This window comes from Streptomyces sp. AC627_RSS907 (assembly GCF_019049165.1).
In genome coordinates this window covers 86017-107212 of the sequence record NZ_JAGMUE010000066.1, presented here as the reverse complement: position 1 = coordinate 107212, position 21196 = coordinate 86017, and the positions used below count along the sequence as shown (strand labels likewise).

The window sequence follows — 21196 nt, the reverse complement described above, 5'->3', positions numbered from 1 at the left end:
GGAGAGGAGGGAGTAGAGCTGGACGAGGAGCCCGTAGGAGCGTGCGGCGGGGGTGGGCAGCCGGGCGGGCGCGATGATCAGGTGGGCCCGCGCGGTGCGGCCGTCGGGCGCGGTGGCGGTCAGGCGGTGCACTCCGGGCGGGAGCTGTCCGGCGTCGGTGCGGGTCTCGCCCTGCTCGGTGTCGACGCGCAGTCGGGTGCCCTCGGGGAGCGCGACGAGGGCCGCCGGTGTGCCGCCCTCGCTCCGGCCGACGACGGTGGGCGGCAGCAGGCGGTCGCGCAGCTCGCTCTCACGGGCGGTGCGCGCGGCCCGTAAGGCCCGCGGTGTGCTCGTGTCCACTCCGAGGGCGGCCAGGGCGAGGGTGACGGCGGTGGCCGAGGCCGTGACGGTGCGGCCCGGGGAGGGGCTGTAGGAGGTGGCGACGCCGTGCAGGGCGGCGAGCAGGGTCAGGTCCTCGGGCAGGTCCTCGATGGGGGGCTCGGCCGGCCGGGCAGCTGTCATCTACGACCTGACCTCTATGACCTCGTGGGTTCCGGGACGGCGAAGGAGGGACCGCCCTGCTCCGGCACGTCCGCCGTGAGTTCGGGCGAGGACTCGCTGGTCAGGGGTACGGCGTCGGCGAACGGCGACTCGCTGGTGAGGGGCTCGGCGTCGGGCAGCGGCGGTTCGCTGGTCAGCGGGGTCTCGGCGCAGCTGCCGGTGGCGCCGAAGACGCAGTAGTGCGGGGTGTCGGAGGCGGCGGAGGGCTCCGCCCACGGCGTGGACGGCTCCGCCACGCGTTTGGAAGGGGCCGGGAGCAGAAGGGGTGCCTGTGCAGCCACGGGGGTCTCCTTTGTCAAGCTTGGTTGATCTCTTTCGATCCTTGCCGAGCACGCTTGTGGCGGATTACGGCAGCCCTACCCAGTCCGCGCGAGGACAGACGCCCCTGGACCGACAACGTGACCCTGGTCACGCCTCACCTCCCCGAAACACACCTGAATCCGGCCAAAAAACCAACTAACCCGCTCACGGAGCGCCCAAACCGACCCACCGGCGCCGCCCTTCCCGGCGAACTCCGGTCCAGCTATTCACTCAGTACATGTACGTAGTGAATACTCAGGGTCCATGAGCACCCGTCACATCCTCCTGGGTCTGCTCGCCGCGGGGCCGAGCCACGGCTACGACCTGAAGCGGCGGCACGACGAACGCTTCCCGCAAGCCCGTCCGCTGGCCTACGGGCAGGTCTACACGACGCTTCAGCGCCTGGTCCGGGACGGTCTCGCGGAAATCGACGGCACCGCGTCGGACGGCGGTCCCGAACGGACTGCGTACCGCGCTACGGACGAGGGCGCGCGCGAACTGGCGCGCTGGGCGGGCGAGATCACGCCGCCCGCGCCCTTCGTGACCAACGAGATCTTCGCCAAGGTCGTCGTCTCGATCCTGACCGACGGTGACGCGAGCGCCTATCTGCTGGCCCAGCGCACCGCCCACATGGCGCGGATGCGGGAGCTCACGGCGGTCAAGACGGCCCCGGGCACGGACCTGACGACCGTCCTGTCGACCGACTACGCCCTCAACCACCTCGACGCCGACCTCCGCTGGATGACCACCACGGCGGCCCGGCTCACCACTCTGACCGCGGAGGTCCGCCCAGCATGATGAACGGGGACACGACCGAGCCGCTGCTCACGGCTCGCGAACTGGTCAAGGCGTACGGCAGGACCGAGGCCCTGCGCGGCGCCTCCGTCGAACTGCGGCCCGGCGAGATCCTCGCCCTGACCGGGGCCAGCGGCAGCGGGAAGTCGACGCTGCTGCACTGCCTGGCCGGGATCGTCCGGCCGGACGCCGGCTCGGTGACGTACGACGGTCAGCGGCTGGAGGAGCTGCCGGAGAAGCGGCTGAGCGAGCTGCGCCGTTCCGACTTCGGGGTGGTCTTCCAGTTCGGTCAGCTCATCCCGGAGCTGACGGCACTGGACAACGTGGCGCTGCCGCTGATGCTGGCGGGCACCGGCCGGGGCGAGGCGCAGGCGCGGGCCGGTGAGTGGCTGGAACGGTTCGGGGTGCGTGGCCAGGGGGAGCTACGGCCGGGCGAGATGAGCGGCGGGCAGGCACAGCGGACGGCGCTGGCCCGCGCGCTGGCCACCGGGCCGAAGGTGGTCCTCGCGGACGAGCCGGCCGGGGCGCTGGACTCGCTGGCGAGCGAACAGGTGATGACGGCGCTGACGCACACGGCCCGCGAGTCGGGGACCGCGGTGCTGCTGGTCACGCACGACGCCCAGGTGGCCGCGTACGCGGACCGCGAGGTCCAGTTGCGGGACGGTGCCGTGTCGACGCTGGGGGTGACCGCATGAGCGCGGCGCCCTCCCCGGCACGCCCCCCGGTCATGCCCCCGGTGAGGCCCTCGCTGCGGTCCGACGTGCTGCTGGCGCGGGAGCTGGTGCGCGGGTCGGACCGGCGGGAGTGGTGGCGGACCCTGCTCATCGCGGTGGGCGCGGCCCTCGCGACGGGCCTCGCGCTCGCGGCCGTCACGCTGGCGTCGGTGCGCGGCGGCCACACCGTGACCGTCTTCCACGGGCTGCTGAGCTCGCCCGGCACTCGTTCCGGGGTGATCGCCGGTCTTCTTCTGCTGCTGGTGCCGGTGCTGGCGTTCGTCGGCCAGTGCACGCGGATCGGTGCCGCGCACCGGGACAGGCGGCTGGCGGGGCTTCGGCTGGCCGGGGCGACGCCGTGGCAGGTGCGGCGGATCGCGGCGCTGGAGACCGGGCTCGCGTGCCTGCTCGGCTCGGCGGTGGCGACCGTCTTCTCGGTGCTCGTGCTGCTGTCCCCGGGGAGCAGGCCGCACGCGCTGACCTGGGCGGGCATCGCGCTGGTCGTCGTCGGCGTGCCGGTGCTGGGCGCGGTGGCGAGCGTGCTCGCACTGCGCCGGGTGGTGGTCTCACCGCTGGGCACGGTGCGCCGGGTGCGGCCGGGCACGGGACGGGGGCCGGGGTGGCTGTTCCTGGTCGCGCTGGCGCTGCTGGCGGTGGTGGCGCCGCTTGCCATGAGTGGCGGCACCATCGCGGGCAACCGGATCCACTGGCAGCGTCCGCTGGCCGTCTTCTGCCTCGTCATCGCGCTCGGCGCGGGCGCGGTGTGGCTGGCCGGGGCCACGGCCCGGGGCGTCGGGCGGCTGATCGCCGGGCAGGCCCGCACCGCGGCGCCCCTGATGGCGGCGGAACGGCTGCGCGATGATCCGTGGGCCCCGGCCCGTGTCCACGCCGCCGTTCTGCTGGTGACGGTCGCGGTGACGGCTTTCCTGTGCATCCGGCACACGTTCCTGGTCGAGTTGCGGTCCGACGAGCAGATCGGGGCCGACGTGGCGTACTACACCACCGGCCTGGACCTGACCGGTGCCGCGCTCCTCGTCGCCCTCGCGATCACCCTGGCGGGCCTCGCCGTGGGCACCGCGGAGTCCCTGACCACCCGCCGCCGGGCACTGGCCGTCCAGGTCGCCGTCGGCGTCCCGCGCGCGGTCCTGAACCGCGCCCTGCTCCTGGAGACCGCACTCCCCCTCGCACCCGCCCTGCTGCTGGCCGGCGCCGGAGGCCTGGCGATCGGCGTCCGGTACTCCTCCCTCGGCGGCGACGGCTCGGTCCCGTGGACGGCCCTGCTGGTCGCGCCCGCGGTGTACACGGCCTGCCTGCTGGCCGCGGTGACGGCCCTGCCCCTGCTGGGCCGCTCGGTACGGCCGGGGGAGCTGCGGTACGGGTGACGGCACCCGGCGCCGGGATGCCCGCACGTCGCACGCCCGCCGGCGACCGTGCCGGATGATGTCCCGCTGCTGCGGGGTCCAGGGCGGGGGCCGTACTGAAAGGCGTGAGCAGTCGGCGGGGAACTGTCATATTGGCGCTCGGATGAGCGGCTCGAGGACAGTGGGGGCGGGAGTGCTCACGGTTTTGGGGCGGTGTGCGGGGGGGCTGGGGGAGCCGCCTGTACGCAGGCGTCCGGCCCGGGAACGAACGAACGGCCAAAGGAAACACATGACGTCACTGCCGCATCGGCTGCTCCAGGCGCTCGACCGGTTCAACGCCGCCCATCCCTGGGACCACAACGCCCACTACCACCGATGGATCCTGCGGCAGCTTCCCGGCCGCCTCGGCAGGGCGCTGGACATCGGCTCCGGCAGCGGCGACCTGGCCCGGCTCCTGGCCACGCGCGCCGACGAGGTCCGGGGAATCGACTCCGACCCGGTGATCACCGACCAGGCGCGGCGGCTGACACCTCCGACGACCCCGGTGACCTTCACGGTCGCCGAGGCTCCGACCGGTGTCCCCACCGGGCCCTACGACGTCATCACGTGCGTCGCCACGCTCCACCACCTGCCGTTCGCCGAGACGCTCCACGTCCTCCGGCGGCACCTGGCCCCGGGAGGCACCCTGGTGGTCGTCGGCCTCTACCGGGCCGACACCGCCGTGGACCATCTCCTCGGCGCGGTGGCCGCCCCGCTGAACGCCGCCGCCGGGTGGCTGAAGAACAGGGGCAGGAGCGCGCCCCGTCCGCTCTCCATGACGGCCCCGACCCGACCCGCGGGCATGACCTTCACCGAGATCGCCGACGAGGCCCGCGACGCCCTGCCCGGCGCGCGGTTGCGCCGTCGGCTGTTCTGGCGCTACACGCTCGTATGGCGTCGCCGTTGAGGGCGGAGGGAGCCAGTGGCCCCCTTCGGCGCGGCGGGCCGCCCGTGCCGAAGGGGCACCGTCGCGGTGGCCTCCGGGACCCTCACGCGGATCACCGGCCCAACGCCCTCGTGAACGCCGCCCAGGCCTGCGGCGCGAGACGGAGTATCGGGCCGCCGCCCGGACCCTTGGAGTCGCGCACGGCCACGATGCGGGGGATGTTGCGGGCGACCTCGACGCACTCGCCGCTTCCACTGCTGTAGCTGGACTTCACGAACACGAAGCCGTTCATCAATGCATGCCCTCGCTGATGCTCTCGATCAATCCGAGCGAGTCCTTGGGAGCCAGGCTCAGCCGTGCGGTGCGGTCGAAGAAGGCGCTGTAGGTGGCGCTTTCGACCGTGTCTTCGACCCACACGGTAGCCGCGATGGTGTCGACGTGGACCACGTCCACGGACTCAGGCTCGGTGAACGAGACAATGCTGAAGGCGCCGGCCATGCAAGCGTGCCCGCCCGCGCGGAAAGGCAGCACCTGGAGCCGCACGTTCGGAAGCTGAGCCAGTTCAAGGATGTGCCGCAACTGCGAGCGCATCACGTCCGGCCCACCGACCTGTTGCCGCAACGCCGCCTCCCAGATGACCGCGTACAGCTGGAGCGGCTCGCTCCCCTCGAGGCGCTCCTGGCGCTTCTTACGGACCTCGACGACACCTTCGATCTCGTCAGGGTCCGACCAGACGCCTTCGCTGACCACGAGCGCCCTCGTGTACTCGGGCGTCTGCAACAGGCCGGGGACGAAGGCCTGCTGCCACGTGCGCACCTGACTGGCCACGTCCTCCATGGAGATGTACTCCGCGACCGCTTCGGCCTGCGGCGACTGCCGCCACCACCCCTTCGCCTTGCGGCGCTCCCGGTCCAGCCGGGCGAGGCCGAGCAGCCGGGCCACCATCCTGTCGTCGCGCACCTCGTAGAAGTCGCACAGCGCGCGGATGTCCGGGTCCCGCATGGGAACCCAGCCGCGTTCCATCTTCACGACCTTCGTCGCGGTCGCGGAGATGGCGCCCGCCGCCTGCTGCTGCGTCTTGCCCGAGTCGTCTCGCAGCCGCAGCAGTTCAGCACCCAGCTTGCGCCCGAGAACCGTCGAGACCCGGTTGCCTGCCGCTTGAGTTGATCGCGTCACGGGCACAGTGTGTCCGCCGATCCGCAACAGAGTCCAACTCTGGGGAATAACTTCCCCGAACAGATTGCTCCGGGATCTCTCGGCTCGCTACCGTGGGTGTCCAGCCGCTCACTCCGCGGCCCCGCCCGACGGCGGAAGCGCACCGCCCTGCCCTCGCGCAGGTGCGGCAGAGACACCGCCGTCCGTACCAGGAGACGGACCCTCCATGACCGAACCGGAACCCTGCCTGGACACCGAGACCGGACCGCCCCTCCACGAGGACCGCCTCGACTACACCCCCACCCAGCGCAGCGTCCCCCTCGCCCGGCGCCGAGCCGCGCGGCTCGTCACCGAATGGGGGCAGCCGGGCGTCGCCGGGGACGTCGCCCTCGTCGTGTCGGAGCTGATGACCAACGCCCTGCTGCACGGCAGCCTCCGGGGCCGGCTCATCCGCGTACGCGTCAGCCTCGGTCAGCGCGTCCTGCGCGTGGAGGTGACCGACCCGCGCGGTGAGCGGTTGCCGAGCCCGCGCGCCGCCGGGGACGCGGCCGAGCAGTTCGGGCGGGGACTGGTGCTGGTCGGGGCGCTGGCCGCGCGGTGGGGCTGGGAGCCGCGGACCGTCGGCAAGACCGTGTACGCCGAATGGGATGTCCCCGCCCGCCAGGCCGTTCTCCCCTACGCTGGCCACGCGGACCCCCGCAGACCCGGAGGAGCCCCGTGAGCGTGACCGCCGACAGGCCCCGGGCCCACCCGCGTCCGCATGCAGCGGCGCCCGGAGCTGTGGTTCGACTCCCACCAGGGCCTCGTCGTCGACGACCTACCGCGGAGGCCGGGCCCGACCCGACGGCTCCCCCACCCCCAGCCATGCCTTCGCCGGCGCGGGCGAACGGGCCGACGCCGCCCCCGTCCCCACGGTCGTCGAGGTCACGTCGTACGACAAGCCCCGTGCGTACGCCGAGACCGGTGTCCCGGTCCCCCTGCTGATCGACCGGGACACCTGCGAGGTCAGGGTGCACAGCCGGCCGGACGGCGGACGGTACGAGACCGTGCGGACGCTGCCCTTCGGCAAGGAGGTCGTCCTGCCCGAGCCGGTGGGGATCACCCTGAACACCCCTCCGTGAAGGCGTGAACACTTCGGCCCGGAGTGTTCACGCCATCCGACGGGCCCCCGCGGCGCCCGCACGCGAAGGCCCGGACCGTCAGGCGGAAATGCCGTCGATCCGGGCCATGGCGTCGTCCGCGCCGTACGGCTGCAAGTACGGCAACCAGCGCGGGTCCCGGTGGCCCGTGCCGATGATGCGCCAGGCCAGACCGGTGGGCGGGGCGGGTTTGTGGCGCAGGCGCCAGCCCAGCTCGACCAGGTGCCGGTCGGCCTTGACGTGGTTGCAGCGGCGGCAGGACGCCACCACGTTGTCCCACACGTGCAGGCCCCCGCGGCTGCGCGGGATGACGTGGTCGACGCTGGTGGCGACGCCACCGCAGTACATGCACCGGCCTCCGTCACGGGCGAAGAGCGCCCGGCGGGTGAGCGGGACGGGCCCCCGGTAGGGAACCCGCACGAATCGCTTGAGCCGGACCACGCTGGGTGCGGGCACGGTGATGGTCGCGCTGTGCAGATGGGCGCCGGACTCCTCAAGGCATACGGCCTTGTTCTCGAGGACGAGGACGAGCGCGCGGCGGAGCGGTACGACGCCGAGTGGCTCGTACGACGCGTTGAGAACCAGGACATGCGGCACGGATGCCTCCTTGTACGCCGGCGGCGCGTGGCTCGCGCCGGGACGATCCGTAGTCAGTCTCCCCTCATGCCTGGTGGAAGCGCCACCATGTGCCGGTAACGGGCTGGGAGTGTTTTCGACCACACGGGATGCATCCCCATGACCGTGACCAGTTCAAGCGCGGGTGAGCCCCCTCTCTCTCGCGCACTTCGCGCCGTTCCCTCCTCGGTGCCCCGTTAGTGTGGTGGTTCTGCCCGTTCCGGTGACGTTTCCGTGACCTCGGACCGGACCACGGACCCCGTCCCGGTCCCGCCGGGACCGTCCGCGCCGGGACCGTCCGCGCCGGGACGGGCCGCCGTATCTGGAGGTATCCGCCGTGTCCCTGTCCGCCGCCGTCCTACGGGCCGCCGGTCCGTCGCCGTCCCCGTCCCCGTCGGAGTCGACGACCACCCCGGCGGTGCCCACGCTGCAGGATGCCCAGGAGAGCGCGACGAACGCCGCCGGCTGGGTCGAGGAGAACTGGTCGACGTGGCTCGCCATCGGGCTGCGGGTGCTGCTCATCGTGGTGATAGCGGCCGTGCTCAGAGCGGTGGTGCGGCGGGCGATCACCAAGCTCATAGACCGCATGAACCGCACGGTCGGGGCGGTCGACGGCACCGCGCTGGGCGGGCTGCTGGTCAACGCCGAACGGCGCCGCCAGCGCTCCCAGGCCATCGGCTCGGTCCTGCGTTCGATGGCCAGCTTCCTCATCCTGGGCACCGCGGCCCTGATGGTCCTCGGCACCTTCCAGATCAACCTGGCCCCGCTGCTGGCGTCCGCCGGTGTCGCGGGCGTGGCGATCGGCTTCGGCGCCCGCAACCTGGTCACCGACTTCCTCTCCGGCGTCTTCATGATCCTGGAGGACCAGTACGGCGTCGGCGACACCATCGACGCGGGGGTGGCCACCGGCGAGGTCATCGAGGTCGGGCTGCGGGTGACCAAGCTGCGGGGCGACAACGGTGAGATCTGGTACGTCCGCAACGGCGAGGTCAAGCGGATCGGCAACCTCTCCCAGGGCTGGTCGACGGCCGGCGTGGACGTGACCGTCCGCTCCGACGAGGACCTGGCCAAGGTGCGGGAGACCATCGACGCGGTCGCCGAGCGGATGAGCAAGGAGGAGCCCTGGAACGAGATGCTCTGGGGCCCGATCGAGGTGCTCGGCCTGGACTCCGTACTGCTCGACTCCATGGTGGTGCGGGTCTCCGCGAAGACCATGCCCGGCAAGTCCCTCACCGTCGAACGCGAGCTGCGCTGGCGCATCAAGCGCGCCTTCGACGCGGCCGACATCCCGATCGTCGGCGGTGCCACGGTCCCGGTGGACGACGCTCCGGCCCCCGACCCGGCCGCGGGCGTCGCACCCCCGTCGGCGTACGCGAGCACCGCGTCGCCGCAGTCCGCCGCGGCGTCCCCCATCACGCCGCCGAGCACCACGAAGTAGCGGCCGGCACCGGCACCCCGCCCCGCCGCCCCACACCGCACCCGCCCCCGAGGTGACGCGAGTCGTCACCTCGGGGGCGTTGTCTTGACGCCCGTCCCCCGGGGGCCTACGTTTCTCGGCCAAGCCCGACAGGAAACTTTCCTTACCATCATCGCCACCGGGGACACGCATGCCAGGAACCGCCGGTACACCCGGCACCCCGCGCGTCCTGCGCGCCATGAACGACCGGGCCGCCCTGGACCTGCTCCTGGAGCACGGGCCGCTGTCCCGCTCCCGGATCGGCGAGCTCACCGGCCTGTCGAAGCCGACCGCCTCCCAGCTGCTGGCCCGTCTGGAGGCGGCCGGGCTGGTGCTGGCCGGCGGCACCACGGAGGGCCGCCCGGGCCCGGGCGCCCGGCTGTACGAGGTGAACCCTGCCGCCGCGTACGCCGCGGGGCTGGACGTCACCCGGGACCGCGTCGTCGCCGCGGTCGCCGACGTCACCGGGCGCACGGTCGGCCGGCACGAACTGCCCACGCCGGTCCGGCGCCCCGCCGCCCCCGTCGTCCGGCAGGTCACCGACGCCCTCGACGGCGCGGTGAAGGCGGCCGGACTCGCCCCGGGCGACGTCCACCGCCTCGTCATCGGCACCCCGGGCGCCTTCGATCCGGGCACCGGGCGCCTGCGCTACGCCTCCCACCTGCCCGGCTGGCACTCCCCCACCCTGCTCGACGAGCTCGCCGCCGCCCTGCCGATGCCGGTCGGGTACGAGAACGACGTGAACCTCGTCGCCGTGGCCGAGCAGCGCCTGGGCGCGGCCCGGGGCCACGGGGACTTCGTGCTGCTGTGGAACCAGGAGGGCCTGGGTGCCGCCCTGGTCCTCGGCGGCCGGCTGCACCGCGGCTGGACCGGCGGCGCCGGTGAGGTCGGGTTCCTGCCCGTGCCGGGCGCCCCGCTGGTCCGCGAGGTCAGCCGCACGGGCAGCGGCGGCTTCCAGGAACTCGCCGGTTCCCAGGCCCTGGCGGGACTGGCCCGGGAGCTGGGCGTCCCCGCCGTGCCCCCGGGGCCGTACCCGCAGGCCGCCGCCGCCCTCCTCGCCCGCGCGGCGCGGGCCGACGACGCCCCGCACCGCCGGCTGCTCCAGGCCTACGCCACCCGCCTGGCCACCGGCCTCGCCTCCCTCGTCTCCGTGCTCGACCCCGAGCTGGTGGTCCTGAGCGGCACCTCGCTCACCGCCGGCGGAGAGGCGCTGCGCGCCCTGGTCCAGGACGAGCTGGAGGAACTGGCCGCCTCCCGTCCCCGGCTCGTCGTCGGTGACGTGACCGAGCACCCCGTCCTGCGCGGCGCGCTGGAGAGCGCGCTCGCGACCACCCGCGACGAGGTCTTCGACACCTCGCGCTGACCCCGCCCGCCCCGCAAGCACCCCCTGTCCAGCAAAGGGTTGATGACGACATGAAACTCACCGTGGTCGGCGGCGGTTCGACCTACACACCCGAACTCGTGGACGGCTTCGCCCGGTTGCGGGACACCCTGCCGGTCGAGGAACTGGTCCTCGTCGACCCGGCGGCGGACCGGCTGGAGCTGGTGGGCGGGCTGGCCCGCCGCATCTTCGCCAGGCAGGGGCACGACGGCCGCGTCGTCACCACCTCCGGCCTGGAGGCGGCCGTCGACGGCGCCGACGCGGTCCTGCTCCAGCTGCGCGTCGGCGGGCAGGCGGCCCGCGAGCAGGACGAGACCTGGCCGCTGGAGTGCGGCTGCGTCGGCCAGGAGACGACCGGCGCGGGCGGCCTGGCCAAGGCGCTGCGCACGGTGCCGGTGGTGCTGGACATCGCCGAGCGGGTCCGCCGGGCCAACCCGGACGCGTGGATCATCGACTTCACCAACCCGGTGGGCATCGTGACCCGCGCCCTGCTCCGGGCCGGGCACCGGGCGGTCGGTCTGTGCAACGTGGCGATCGGGTTGCAGCGCAAGTTCGCCGCGCTGCTGGGGGTGGCACCCGCCGACGTCCACCTGGACCACGTGGGCCTCAACCACCTCACCTGGGAGACCGGCGTCCGCCTCGGCGGCCCCCGGGGCGAGGACGTCCTGCCCCGGCTGCTGGCCGAGCACGGGGACGCCGTCGCCGCCGACCTCCGCCTGCCCCGGCCCCTGCTGGACCGCCTCGGTGTCGTCCCCTCCTACTACCTGCGCTACTACTACGCCCACGACCAGGTCGTGGACGAACTGCGCACCAAGCCCTCCCGGGCCGCCGAGGTGGCGGAGATGGAGCGGCGGCTGCTCGGGATGTACGGCGATCCGGCCCTGGACGAGAAGCCCGCCCTGCTGGCGAAGCGGGGCGGCGCCTACTACTCGGAGGCGGCCGTCGACCTGGCCGCCGCCCTGCTCGGCGGCGCGGGCTCCCCGTACCAGGTGGTGAACACCTTCAACCGGGGCACGCTCCCCTTCCTCCCCGACGACGCGGTGATCGAGGTACCGGCGGCGGTGGACGGCGAGGGCGCGGCTCCCCTGCCCGTACCGGCCGTGGACCCGCTGTACGCGGGGCTGATGGCGAGCGTGACCGCGTACGAGGACCTGGCCCTGGACGCGGCCCTGCGCGGCGGCCGGGACCGGGTGTTCCGCGCCCTGCTCGCCCACCCCCTGGTCGGCCAGTACGCGTACGCCGAGCAGCTCACCGACCGGCTGCTCGCACACAACCGGGAGCACCTGGCGTGGGCCTGACCGCACACGTCCTCGCCGTCGACGCGGGGAACAGCAAGACCGACGTGGCGGTCGTGACGGCCGGCGGGGAGGTCCTCGCCACCGCCCGCGGCGGTGGATTCCGTCCGCCCGCGGTCGGTGTCGAGCGGGCGGTGGACGCCCTCGCCGACACGGTGGCGCGGGCCTTCGCGGCGGCCGGTGTCACCTCCGTCGACCACGTCTCGGCGTGCCTGGCCAACGCCGACCTGCCCGTGGAGGAGGAACAGCTGGCCGCCGCGCTGCACGCGCGTGCGTGGGGCGGCAGTGTGGAGGTGCGCAACGACACGTTCGCGATCCTGCGGGCGGGTGTGTCCGAGCCGCGCGGGGTCGCCGTCGTCTGCGGGGCCGGGATCAACTGCGTGGGCATGCGTCCCGACGGCCGCACCGCCCGCTTCCCCGCCCTCGGACGCCTCTCCGGTGACTGGGGCGGCGGCTGGGGGCTGGCCGAGGAGGCGCTGTGGCACGCGGCCCGGGCGGAGGACGGGCGCGGGGAGCCCACGGAACTCGCCCGCACCCTGCCGGCCCACTTCGGGCTCGGCTCGGTGCACGCCCTCGTCGAGGCCCTGCACCTGCGGCACATCGAGCCCGCCCGGCGCCACGAGATGACCCCCGTGCTGTTCGCCACGGCCGAGGACGGCGACCCGCCGGCGCGCTCGATCGTCGACCGGCAGGCCGACGAGGTGGTGGCCATGGCCACGGTCGCGCTGACCCGGCTGGACCTGCTGGCCGAGGAGACGCCGGTCCTGCTGGGCGGCAGCGTCCTGGCCGCACGGCACCCGCGACTCGACACCCGGGTACGGGAGCTGCTGGCGGCCCGCGCCCCCAGGGCCGTACCGCAGGTCGTGACCGCGCGGCCGGTACTGGGCGCGGTGCTGCTGGGGCTGGACCGGACGGGAGCGCCCGAGGGGGCCCGGGACCGGGCGCGGGCGTACTTCGCCGGGTGAGACCACACGGGGCAGCGCCGGGCGAAGCCGGGTGAGACCACACGGGGCGGGCGCCGGGCGAAGCCGGGTGAGGGAACCGGACCGGTTCCGGTGGCGTATTCATGGGCAGGGGTGGTGCGTTACACCTGGGTCGCAACAAGATCGGGTGAAGGCCGGTGCGAATGCCGTTGCGGGCAGGGATACTTGCGGCGACGGATGACCATGGGGGAGGTCGGCAGTGACTCAGCCGCCGAAGGGCAGCGCGGCGCCGCCGCCGGGTGCGGGCGTGCCCGCACCGCCCGCCGCACCGCCGGGGTCCCGGCAGGTTCCCGGGCCGCGGTCGGGCGGCGGCGCTCCCGACGGATCCCCGCCCCCGCCCGCGGCGCCCCGCCGCACCGCCTTCGCCGAGGGCGTGGACCGGCTGCGGGCGTCGGCGGTCACCGAGCCCGGGCGGCTGCGCCTCATCGGCGCACTGCTCGCCGCGCTCGTCATCGCCTTCGGCGCCGTCACCGCCTGGCAGATGAACCAGCGCTCCACCGCGGCCGACGACGTGCTGCACCGCAGCCAGCCGCTCAGCTCCGCCGCGGCCGAGATCTACCGCTCCCTCGCCGAGGCCAACACCGCGGCCTCCAGCGGCTACCTCGCCGGCGGCCAGGAGACGCAGGACTCCCGCGACCAGTACGACCAGGGCATCCGTACCGCCGCCGAGGGACTCGTGAAGGCCGCCGCCGACTCCGACGCCGGCTCCTCCGCCACGGCGACCATCACCAAGCTCAACCGCCTGCTGCCCCAGTACAAGGGGCTGGTCGAGCGCGCCCGCACCTACAACCGGCAGGGCTACCCGGTCGGCGGCGCCTATCTGCGCTACGCCAACGAGAAGATGCAGAAGGAGATGCTCCCGGCCGCGGAGGACCTCTACGAGAAGGAGAACCAGCGGCTGAGCGCCGACTACGGCGACGCCAAGCCCTACCCCTGGGCGGCGATGGGCCTCGGTGTCCTCGCGCTCGCCACACTGGGCTGGGCCCAGTACCGCGACTACCGGCGCACCAACCGCGTCCTGAACCAGGGCCTGGTCGCCGCCACGACCGCCACCACGATCGTCCTGCTCTGGCTGGTCGTCGGCCACGGCGTCGCCCGGTCGAACCTGACCGACTCCTACGAGCACGGCGTGCGCTCCCTGAACGCCCTGACCGATGCCCGCATCGCCTCCCTCAAGGCCCGGGGCAACGAGACCCTCACGCTGGTGGCGCGCGGCGCGGAGACCATGGAGGTGCGCGGGGAGAAGCACGACGCCTACGACGTGGCCTTCGACACGAACATGGACACGCTCGGCAAAAGCCTGGCCGAGGCGGAACGGCTCGCGGACGACGAGGCGGGCAGGCAGCCCGTCCGCGCGGCGAACGGCGACATGGCGGAGTGGGACGATCGTCACACGTCGGCCCGTGAGCAGGACGACAACGGCAACTACCAGCAGGCACTGGACCTGGTCATCGGCGGCGAGGGTGCCACGGTCGAGTACTTCGACGACGTCGACGACGCACTCGCCACCGCGCTCGCCCACGAGAGGGATGAGTTCAAGAAGGCGGCGGCCGACGGTCTCGGCGCGATGAGGTACCTGCCCGAGGGCGGCGGTGCCCTGGCGGTGCTGGGCGCGGCCGTCGCGCTGCTGGGCATCGGCCGCAGGCTGTCGGAGTACCGGTGAGACGGGGTGAGGACCCGGTGGCCCGGTGGGAAGGGGAACCCGTGAAAGGGGGCGTGAGGATGCGTGCACAACGGTTTCGAACCGGTCTGAGGGGCTGGGGCGGTGTGGGAGCGATGGCGTTCGCCTGCACCCTCGCGGTGCTGTTCGCCCTGCTCCTGCCGATGGTCCGCTCGCACGGCGAGGGCGGTGGCGCGGACAGCGGCGGCCACGGCGTCGCCCGGGGCAGCCAGGCGCGGGCCGCGCAGGAGTGCACGGCCCCGGAGAATCAGACCCTGTCCCCGGACGCCGCCGACGGCCCCACCATCCGGGAGATCCAGAACCGTGAGGGCGAGAAGCGCAAGCTGATCGTCGGCGTCGACCAGAACAGCTACCGCTGGGGCTACCGCGACCCGAACAAGGCCGGTGACGCGAAGCTGGAGGGCTTCGACATCGACCTCGTGCGCCGCATCGCCGAGGACATCCTCGGCAACAAGAACGCCGTGCAGTTCAAGGCGATCCCCACCAACCAGCGCGAGGACGCGGTCAAGGAGAACCGGGTCGACATGGTGGTCCGCACCATGACCATCACCTGCGACCGCCTCGACAAGGTCGCCTTCTCCGCCCCGTACTTCAGGACCGGCCAGCAGGTGCTGGCGCCCGCGTCCTCGTCGATCACCGGCTACAACGACACCCTGGCCGGCAAGCGGATCTGCACGGCGGCGAGTTCGACGGCGCTCAGCACCCTGCGGCAGGACCAGAAGGACGGCAGGCTGGCCGCCGACGCCGATCTCAGCACCACCGTGCCCAACCAACTGGACTGCCTGGTCCGGCTCCAGCTGGGCGAGGTCGACGCGGTGGTCACCGACGGCGCGCTCGCCGCGAGCCAGGCCGCGCAGGACCCCACGGTCAAGCTGAAGGGCGAAGACTTCACCACCGAGTACTACGGCGTGGCGATGAAGAAGGACGCCGACGATCTGGTACGCCGGGTCAACCAGATCCTCGTGGAATGGCGCGCGGACGAGACCGACGGCTGGCAGCGCTCGTACCAGGAGTGGCTGTCGCCGACCATGGGCAGCGACTGGACGAAGTTCGCGCCGCCGAAACCGCAGTACCTGCGCGAGAGCTGAACGACCGCCGCACCGCGGAAGAAGAGCACGCACGAGTTTGTGACAGCGAAAGGTGATCGATGGGCGACACGGCATCCACCGGGCCGGTGATGGACCGGGACGAGGTGGACCGTGCGCTGGCGCGGCTCGGCGCGGAGCACGAGGCGATCGAGACCTCGCTCCTCGCCCTCCAGGACCACGCGGGCCGCAGACTCCTCGAAGGCGCCGAGCTCACGGGCGTGACCAGTGAGCGCTGGGCCGCCGCGGAGGCGTCGATCACGCTGCTGTGGGCCTACTTCGACGCGTACACGGGTGCGTTGCGCACGGCGCGGGAGATCCGCTCCCGGCGCCGCTGGTCCAGCCGCGAGGACCTGGTGGAGCTGACGGAGCTGCTGAGCGGCGAGGCGGTCACCGTGGCCGGCAGCGCCGCCGCCACCGCGGGCGCGCCCACCCTGCACGGCGGCCCCGGCCGGCTCAGCGAACGGTACTCGCTGTCGACGCTGGTGGAGCGGATGAACCAGCTGTACGCCACCTCCCTCGACATGGTGGTCGCCGCCGACGCGGTGTGGTCGGCGCTGCCCGCCCGGATCGATCTGCTCGCCGCCGAGCTCCAGCGCACCCGCAAGCTCGCTCACTCCGTGGGCGTCCGTCCCGGCGAGCACCCGGCCGGCGACGACCTGGAGCGCATCACCCGCACCCTGACGAAGCTGCGCGAGCAGGTCGTGTCCGACCCGCTGGCCTTCTGGCGGCCCGCGGAGGGCAGCTCGGCGCCGGGCGGTGGCCGGCCGGACACGACGGTGTACGACCGGGAGGCGCGCGCGCTGGAGGACGTGCGCCGCGAGATCGACGCCGTACTGGCCGTCCGCCAGGACGCCGAGCAGCGGATCGTACGGCTGCGGGACGTGCTCTCCCGCGCGGACCGCACGCTCGCCGAGGCCCGCACGGCGCGCGGCGAGGTGCTGGCGAAGATCGCCGCGACGGAGGTGCCGGTCGTCAGCGGGCCGCCGATCGTGCTGCAGGAGCAACTGGCGGCGGCCGCCGAGTACCGCAGGCACGCCCAGTGGCACCGTCTGTCCCCGCTCCTGGAGTCCCTGGAGGAGAAGGCGGAGGACGAACTGCAGCGCGCCCGCGAGTCGTTGACGGCGGTCACCGCACCGCTCGCCATCCGCGCCGAGCTGCGCGGCCGGCTGGACGCGTACAAGGCGAAGGTGGCGCGGCTCGGTTTCGCCGAGGACCCCGAGCTGGTCGAGAAGTACGAGAAGGCACGCCGGATGCTGTGGAGCGCGCCCTGTGACCTGCGCGTCGCCGAGCAGGCCGTGCTGCGCTACCAGCATGCGGCGGCCGAGCTGCTCGGCTCCGCCCCGCGCGTGCCCGGGCAGGGCGGGCCGGTGGACCGTACGGGGCCCGGCGCTTGAGTGACGAGGGGGAGGCAGCGCTCATGAGCGAGGCACAGCGGACGTGTCAGCGTCCCGGCTGCGGCGGGGCCTACGAGGACGTGGGCGGCGGCGAGCTGTACTGCGACACGTGCGGTCTCGCGCCGGTCGTCGCCTCCAACGGCATGGTGGGCTCGACGCCCACCGGCATCACCGGTGGCGGCAGGGGCTCGCGCGGGTCCCGCGGTTCGTCCGGCAGCGGGAGTTCACGCTCCGGCGTCCGCGGCTCGGGTACGTCGTCGCAGTCGTCGAAGTCCCGGCGCTCGGTGTCGGGGCGGCTGTCGCGGTCGGTGTCGGGCCGGTCGACGAGCCGTTCGGTGTCGGTGCGCAGCTCGGGTTCCCCCGCCGGTTCCTCCGGGCGCGGGCGGCTCGGCGCCGGCCTGGTCGAGGTCCCCGCGATCCCTCGGCCCGACCCGCGCGCGATGGTCCTGGACAACCCCGAGGTGCCGGAGCGGAAGCGGTTCTGCTCGCGCTCGGACTGCGGGGCGCCGGTGGGGCGCGCACGCGGGGCGCGGCCGGGGCGCACGGAGGGCTTCTGCACCAAGTGCGGCCACCCGTACTCGTTCGTGCCCAAGCTGAAGGCCGGGGACGTCGTGCACGGCCAGTACGAGGTGGTGGGCTGCCTCGCGCACGGCGGGCTCGGCTGGATCTACCTCGCCGTCGACCGGGCGGTCTCCGACCGGTGGGTGGTCCTCAAGGGTCTGCTGGACACCGGCGACCAGGACGCGATGGCGGCGGCGATCTCCGAGCGGCGCTTCCTCGCCGAGATCGAGCACGCCAACATCGTGCGGATCTACAACTTCGTCGAACACCTCGATCAGCGCACCGGCTCCCTCGACGGCTACATCGTGATGGAGTACGTCGGCGGCAAGTCGCTGAAGGAGATCGCCAACGGGCGGCGCTCCCCGGAGGGCAGACGTGACCCGCTGCCGGTCGAACAGGCCTGCGCGTACGGCATCGAGGCACTGGAGGCCCTCGGCCACCTGCACAGCCGCAAGCTGCTGTACTGCGACTTCAAGGTCGACAACGCCATCCAGACCGAGGACCAGCTCAAGCTGATCGACATGGGCGCGGTGCGCCGGATGGACGACGAAGAGTCGGCCATCTACGGCACGGTGGGCTACCAGGCGCCCGAGGTCGCCGACGTCGGCCCGTCGGTGGCGTCCGACCTGTACACCGTCGGCCGCACCCTCGCCGTGCTGACGTTCGACTTCCAGGGTTACACCACCGTCTACGCCGACTCCCTGCCGGACCCGGACACCATCGAGGTCTTCCGGCAGTACGAGTCGTTCTACCGGCTGCTGGTGCGGGCCACCGACCCCGATCCGGCGCGCCGGTTCGCCTCCGCTCAGGAGATGGCGGAGCAGCTGACGGGCGTGCTGCGCGAGGTGGTCTCGGTCCAGACGGGCCGCGCCCGGCCGGCCGTGTCCACGCTGTTCGGGCCCGAGGTGAGGGTGACGGACACGGAGCTGTTCCCCCGGCTGGACGGCGAGGTGTCGTGGCTGGGCGCGCGGGCACCCCGTGGGCGGCGGCGCGGAGCCGGGCCCGCGGCGGGCGCTCCGCCGGGCGGGACGGGCGCGCTGCCGGGCGGGGCGGGCGCGGGTCCCGCGTCGTCGCCGGGCGTGACGGGGCCGGCCGTGGGAGCCCCGGGCGGGACGGCCACGGCCGCGGGACCGGGGGGCGGGATCGGCACGGCCGCCGGACCGGGCGGCGGGACGGGCCCGGGCGGCCGGTCCGCCGGTGGGCCCGGCGCGGGTGTGGGCGCCTCCCACGGAACGGGCACGGGTGCCGGAGCGCACGGCGGTCCTGGTGCCGGCGCTGGACCGGCCGGCGGGACGGGCGCGGGTGTCGCGCCGGCCGGCGGACCGGGGACGGGTGCCGGAGCGTACGGCGGACCGGGCGCGGGTGGTGGCGTGGCCGGCGTGAGGTCGCCGGGTGCCGTGCGCGCGGTCGGCGGGCTCGGCGGCGGGCTCCCCGGGCTGGTCAGGCCGACCGACGCACCCACCGCCGCCCTGGCCCTGCCGGTCCCCCGGGTCGACGCCGACGACCCCAACGCGGGCTTCCTGGCGGGCCTCATGGCGTCCGCACCGGGTGACTTGCTGACCGCGCTGGCCGCCGCGCCCGCGCCGTCCACCGAGACCCGGCTGCGGCAGATCCGGGCCCGGCTGGAGAGCGGCGACGCGCCCGGCGCGCTGGAGACCCTGGAGACGCTGGAGGGTGAGCGCCCCGACGACTGGCGGGTGGTCTGGTACCGGGGGCTGGCCGCGCTGGTGACCGGTGACCACGAGGACGCCGCGCTGGCCTTCGACGCGATCTACGACGCCTTCCCGGGCGAGATCGCGCCCAAGCTGGCGCTCGGCCTGTGCGCGGAGGTGCTGGGCCAGCTCGACAACGCCGCCGAGTACTACCGCCTGGTGTGGTCGTCCGACCCGAGCCATGTGAGCGCCGCTTTCGGGCTGGCCCGGGTCCAGCTCGCGGGCGGCGACCGGACCGGTGCCGTACGGACGCTGGAGTCGGTGCCGGAGTCGTCCATCCACTACACCGGCGCGCGCGTGGCGGCCGTACGGGCACGGCTGCGGCAACGCACCGCGACCGCGGGCGACGTGGTGTTCCTGGACGATCTCGTCGCCGCGGCGCGGCAGGTCGAGGCATTGGACGTGTACGGTCTGGATCCGGCGCGGCGCGAGCAGCTGTCGGCCGAGGTCCTCGGCTGCGCGCTGGACTGGGTACTCTCCGGAGGTCGGGGTTCCGTCCCACCCGCCGCCGGGGGACGGACGCTGCTCGGCAGCGGCCTGGACGAACGCGGTCTGCGCTTCGGGCTGGAGCGTTCGTACCGCACGCTGGCCCGGCTGGCGCAGGGCGGCGAGGAAAGGATCGACCTGGTGGAACGTGCCAATCGTTACCGCCCCCGGACGTGGGTGTAGTTGATGTCGCAGATGCCCCAGCAGGCCGCTGTGTCGAAGTGCCCGAGCTGCGAGGAACCTCTCGAGTCGGGCGACCGTTTCTGCGGTGCGTGCGGATACGACCTGTCCGCCGTGCCCGCGCGGCCCGTGGACAGCCCGACGATCGCCGTCAACGGCGCGGCGCCCGCGAGGGAGTCGACGCCGGACGGCGTGGACTGGCCCGTGGCCCGGGACTCGGACGGCCACGGCCACCCCGCCCCGGTGCACGCGGCGGCCGAGCTGCCCGGCACCGACTCGGGAGGCTCCCCGCTGCCGTCGGCGCCACCGCCCGCGGCACCGTCGGCGTCACCGGAGTCATCCGCGCCGGGCGTACGGTTCGACCACCCCGGCCGGCCACAGGAGCCCGACGAGTACCCGCTGCAGGCACCCGACCCGAGGCGGGCCGCCGAGCCGTTCGCACCCGCGGCGCCCGCGTCCGTGCCGGCCGCCGGCGACAAGGTCTGCGTGGCCTGCCGCGCCGGCCGGGTCGACGGCGACGGGTACTGCGAGAACTGCGGCCACGCCCAGCCCCGTGAACGCGACCACATGGAGCAGGAGTCCGGCCCCGTCGCCGCGGTCAGCGACCGCGGCCTGCGCCACCACCGCAACGAGGACGCGTTCTCCGTCGGCTGCACCGCGCTGCCCGACGGGGCGCCCGCGACCATGGCGATCGTCTGCGACGGCGTGTCCTCCGCGACGCGCCCCGACGACGCCTCGCTCGCCGCGTCCCGGGCGGCCGGCGAGTCGCTGCTGACCGCACTGCCGCGCGGCACGCATCCGCAACAGGCCATGCACGACGCCATCGTCGCCGCCGCGCACGCCGTCAACGCGCTGGCCGAGGAGCCCGCCACGGCCCGCGAACAGGCCCCGCACCAGAACGCCCCCGCCTGCACCCTGGTCGGTGCCGTGGTGACCGCGGGCCTGCTGGTCGTCGGCTGGGTCGGCGACAGCCGTGTCTACTGGGTGCCGGTCGACCGGAGCACCCCGCCCGCCCGGCTCACCGAGGACGACTCGTGGGCCGCGCAGATGGTCGCCGCCGGTCTGATGAGCGAGGCCGAGGCGTACGCCGACGAGCGCGCCCACGCGATCACCGGCTGGCTCGGCGCCGACGCGTACGAACTGGAGCCGCACACCGCGTCGTTCAAGCCGGACCGCCCCGGCGTGGTCGTGGTCTGCACGGACGGCCTGTGGAACTACGCGGAGTCCGCGGAGGAGATGGCCGAGGCCGTACCCCTCGACGCCGCCGCGCGCCCGCTGCACAGCGCCCGCGTCCTGGTCGGCCACGCCCTGGACGGCGGGGGCCACGACAACGTAACAGTGGCGCTCCTGCCGTTCCCCGCCCCGTCGCAGGGGGCAGGATCGGCCTGAGGCCGTTTCGTGACGTCTTGGCGTCTTGGCGTCGTGGTGTCGTGGTG

The 21196-nt window shown here is 73.9% G+C and carries 19 protein-coding genes and 1 pseudogene; 15 read left to right on the top strand and 5 right to left on the bottom strand.

The features are described 5' to 3' along the window. Nucleotides 1–501, bottom strand: a pseudogene (locus KUM32_RS16870) (4-alpha-glucanotransferase); the annotation flags it as partial. Nucleotides 502–515: 14 nt separating this feature from the next. After that, entirely contained in the window at nt 516–821 is a 306-nt protein-coding gene (locus tag KUM32_RS16865) for a hypothetical protein (protein WP_217142718.1), read from the bottom strand. 283 nt (nt 822–1104) lie between these two features. Between KUM32_RS16865 and KUM32_RS16860 the strand changes: the two genes are divergently transcribed. The 4 genes from KUM32_RS16860 (at nt 1105) to KUM32_RS16845 (ending at nt 4655) form a co-directional block, all read left to right on the top strand. Further along, nucleotides 1105–1638, top strand: coding sequence for a PadR family transcriptional regulator (locus KUM32_RS16860; protein WP_217142717.1), 534 nt, complete (start codon nt 1105–1107; stop codon nt 1636–1638). Further along, nucleotides 1635–2330, top strand: a complete 696-nt coding sequence (locus KUM32_RS16855; protein ID WP_374227526.1) for an ABC transporter ATP-binding protein — start codon at nt 1635–1637, stop codon at nt 2328–2330. The genes KUM32_RS16860 and KUM32_RS16855 overlap by 4 nt, the downstream gene beginning before the upstream one ends. Next, on the top strand, nt 2327–3730 hold the full coding sequence (locus tag KUM32_RS16850; protein ID WP_254405674.1) for an FtsX-like permease family protein: 1404 nt from the start codon (nt 2327–2329) through the stop codon (nt 3728–3730). Before KUM32_RS16855 ends, KUM32_RS16850 begins: the two co-directional genes overlap by 4 nt. A gap of 268 nt (nt 3731–3998) precedes the next feature. Beyond that, nucleotides 3999–4655, top strand: a complete 657-nt coding sequence (locus KUM32_RS16845) for a bifunctional 2-polyprenyl-6-hydroxyphenol methylase/3-demethylubiquinol 3-O-methyltransferase UbiG (RefSeq protein WP_217142716.1) — start codon at nt 3999–4001, stop codon at nt 4653–4655. 91 nt (nt 4656–4746) lie between these two features. On the opposite strand, the gene KUM32_RS16840 is transcribed toward KUM32_RS16845, so the two are convergent. After that, nucleotides 4747–4926 (bottom strand): DUF397 domain-containing protein, encoded by a 180-nt coding sequence (locus KUM32_RS16840; protein ID WP_217142715.1) that lies wholly within the window; start codon nt 4924–4926, stop codon nt 4747–4749. Further along, complete coding sequence (locus KUM32_RS16835; protein ID WP_217142714.1) at nt 4926–5810, bottom strand: helix-turn-helix transcriptional regulator; 885 nt, start codon at nt 5808–5810, stop codon at nt 4926–4928. Before KUM32_RS16835 ends, KUM32_RS16840 begins: the two co-directional genes overlap by 1 nt. A gap of 205 nt (nt 5811–6015) precedes the next feature. Here KUM32_RS16835 and KUM32_RS16830 point away from each other — a divergent pair, with 205 nt between their 5' ends. Beyond that, nucleotides 6016–6510: an ATP-binding protein gene (locus KUM32_RS16830; protein ID WP_217142713.1), complete on the top strand. Its 495-nt coding sequence runs from the start codon at nt 6016–6018 to the stop codon at nt 6508–6510. After that, nucleotides 6437–6910, top strand: a complete 474-nt coding sequence (locus KUM32_RS16825; RefSeq protein ID WP_308408670.1) for a Uma2 family endonuclease — start codon at nt 6437–6439, stop codon at nt 6908–6910. Before KUM32_RS16830 ends, KUM32_RS16825 begins: the two co-directional genes overlap by 74 nt. Before the next feature lie 78 nt (nt 6911–6988). Here KUM32_RS16825 and KUM32_RS16820 read toward each other — a convergent pair whose 3' ends face one another. Continuing rightward, nucleotides 6989–7525 carry an HNH endonuclease gene (locus tag KUM32_RS16820; RefSeq protein ID WP_217142712.1) on the bottom strand — a complete coding sequence of 179 codons (537 nt, stop codon included), beginning with the start codon at nt 7523–7525 and terminating at the stop codon, nt 6989–6991. Nucleotides 7526–7880: 355 nt separating this feature from the next. Between KUM32_RS16820 and KUM32_RS16815 the strand changes: the two genes are divergently transcribed. The 9 genes from KUM32_RS16815 to KUM32_RS16775 all read left to right on the top strand — a co-directional run bounded on the left by KUM32_RS16815 (nt 7881) and on the right by KUM32_RS16775 (nt 21149). After that, on the top strand, nt 7881–8981 hold the full coding sequence (locus KUM32_RS16815) for a mechanosensitive ion channel family protein (RefSeq protein WP_217142711.1): 1101 nt from the start codon (nt 7881–7883) through the stop codon (nt 8979–8981). 169 nt (nt 8982–9150) lie between these two features. Continuing rightward, a complete protein-coding gene (locus KUM32_RS16810; protein WP_217142710.1) occupies nt 9151–10362 on the top strand; it encodes an ROK family transcriptional regulator in 1212 nt (403 codons plus the stop codon). Nucleotides 10363–10412: 50 nt separating this feature from the next. Continuing rightward, nucleotides 10413–11678, top strand: a complete 1266-nt coding sequence (locus tag KUM32_RS16805; RefSeq protein ID WP_217142709.1) for a 6-phospho-beta-glucosidase — start codon at nt 10413–10415, stop codon at nt 11676–11678. Beyond that, the gene (locus KUM32_RS16800) at nt 11669–12640 is read left to right on the top strand and encodes a BadF/BadG/BcrA/BcrD ATPase family protein (protein WP_217142708.1); all 972 of its coding nucleotides are present in this window, start codon (nt 11669–11671) and stop codon (nt 12638–12640) included. The genes KUM32_RS16805 and KUM32_RS16800 overlap by 10 nt, the downstream gene beginning before the upstream one ends. A gap of 217 nt (nt 12641–12857) precedes the next feature. Continuing rightward, the gene (locus KUM32_RS16795; protein ID WP_217142707.1) at nt 12858–14321 is read left to right on the top strand and encodes a hypothetical protein; all 1464 of its coding nucleotides are present in this window, start codon (nt 12858–12860) and stop codon (nt 14319–14321) included. Between the two features lie 59 nt (nt 14322–14380). Next, nucleotides 14381–15427 carry a glutamate ABC transporter substrate-binding protein gene (locus tag KUM32_RS16790; protein WP_217142706.1) on the top strand — a complete coding sequence of 349 codons (1047 nt, stop codon included), beginning with the start codon at nt 14381–14383 and terminating at the stop codon, nt 15425–15427. 59 nt (nt 15428–15486) lie between these two features. Further along, complete coding sequence (locus KUM32_RS16785; protein ID WP_217142705.1) at nt 15487–16821, top strand: hypothetical protein; 1335 nt, start codon at nt 15487–15489, stop codon at nt 16819–16821. Between the two features lie 23 nt (nt 16822–16844). After that, on the top strand, nt 16845–19763 hold the full coding sequence (locus KUM32_RS16780) for a serine/threonine-protein kinase (RefSeq protein WP_217142704.1): 2919 nt from the start codon (nt 16845–16847) through the stop codon (nt 19761–19763). A gap of 3 nt (nt 19764–19766) precedes the next feature. Next, entirely contained in the window at nt 19767–21149 is a 1383-nt protein-coding gene (locus KUM32_RS16775) for a PP2C family serine/threonine-protein phosphatase (RefSeq protein WP_217142703.1), read from the top strand. Nucleotides 21150–21196: the final 47 nt, after the last annotated feature.

What these genes read in the sequence shown, in the direction of transcription:
- KUM32_RS16860 (WP_217142717.1), top strand. Translation starts at nt 1,105, where the DNA reads ATGAGCACCCGTCACATCCTCCTGGGTCTGCTCGCCGCGGGGCCGAGC.
- KUM32_RS16855 (WP_374227526.1), top strand. Translation starts at nt 1,635, where the DNA reads ATGATGAACGGGGACACGACCGAGCCGCTGCTCACGGCTCGCGAACTG.
- KUM32_RS16850 (WP_254405674.1), top strand. Translation starts at nt 2,327, where the DNA reads ATGAGCGCGGCGCCCTCCCCGGCACGCCCCCCGGTCATGCCCCCGGTG.
- KUM32_RS16845 (WP_217142716.1), top strand. Translation starts at nt 3,999, where the DNA reads ATGACGTCACTGCCGCATCGGCTGCTCCAGGCGCTCGACCGGTTCAAC.
- KUM32_RS16840 (WP_217142715.1), bottom strand. Translation starts at nt 4,926, where the DNA reads ATGAACGGCTTCGTGTTCGTGAAGTCCAGCTACAGCAGTGGAAGCGGC.
- KUM32_RS16830 (WP_217142713.1), top strand. Translation starts at nt 6,016, where the DNA reads ATGACCGAACCGGAACCCTGCCTGGACACCGAGACCGGACCGCCCCTC.
- KUM32_RS16825 (WP_308408670.1), top strand. Translation starts at nt 6,437, where the DNA reads ATGTCCCCGCCCGCCAGGCCGTTCTCCCCTACGCTGGCCACGCGGACC.
- KUM32_RS16810 (WP_217142710.1), top strand. Translation starts at nt 9,151, where the DNA reads ATGCCAGGAACCGCCGGTACACCCGGCACCCCGCGCGTCCTGCGCGCC.
- KUM32_RS16805 (WP_217142709.1), top strand. Translation starts at nt 10,413, where the DNA reads ATGAAACTCACCGTGGTCGGCGGCGGTTCGACCTACACACCCGAACTC.
- KUM32_RS16790 (WP_217142706.1), top strand. Translation starts at nt 14,381, where the DNA reads ATGCGTGCACAACGGTTTCGAACCGGTCTGAGGGGCTGGGGCGGTGTG.
- KUM32_RS16785 (WP_217142705.1), top strand. Translation starts at nt 15,487, where the DNA reads ATGGGCGACACGGCATCCACCGGGCCGGTGATGGACCGGGACGAGGTG.
- KUM32_RS16780 (WP_217142704.1), top strand. Translation starts at nt 16,845, where the DNA reads ATGAGCGAGGCACAGCGGACGTGTCAGCGTCCCGGCTGCGGCGGGGCC.
- KUM32_RS16775 (WP_217142703.1), top strand. Translation starts at nt 19,767, where the DNA reads ATGTCGCAGATGCCCCAGCAGGCCGCTGTGTCGAAGTGCCCGAGCTGC.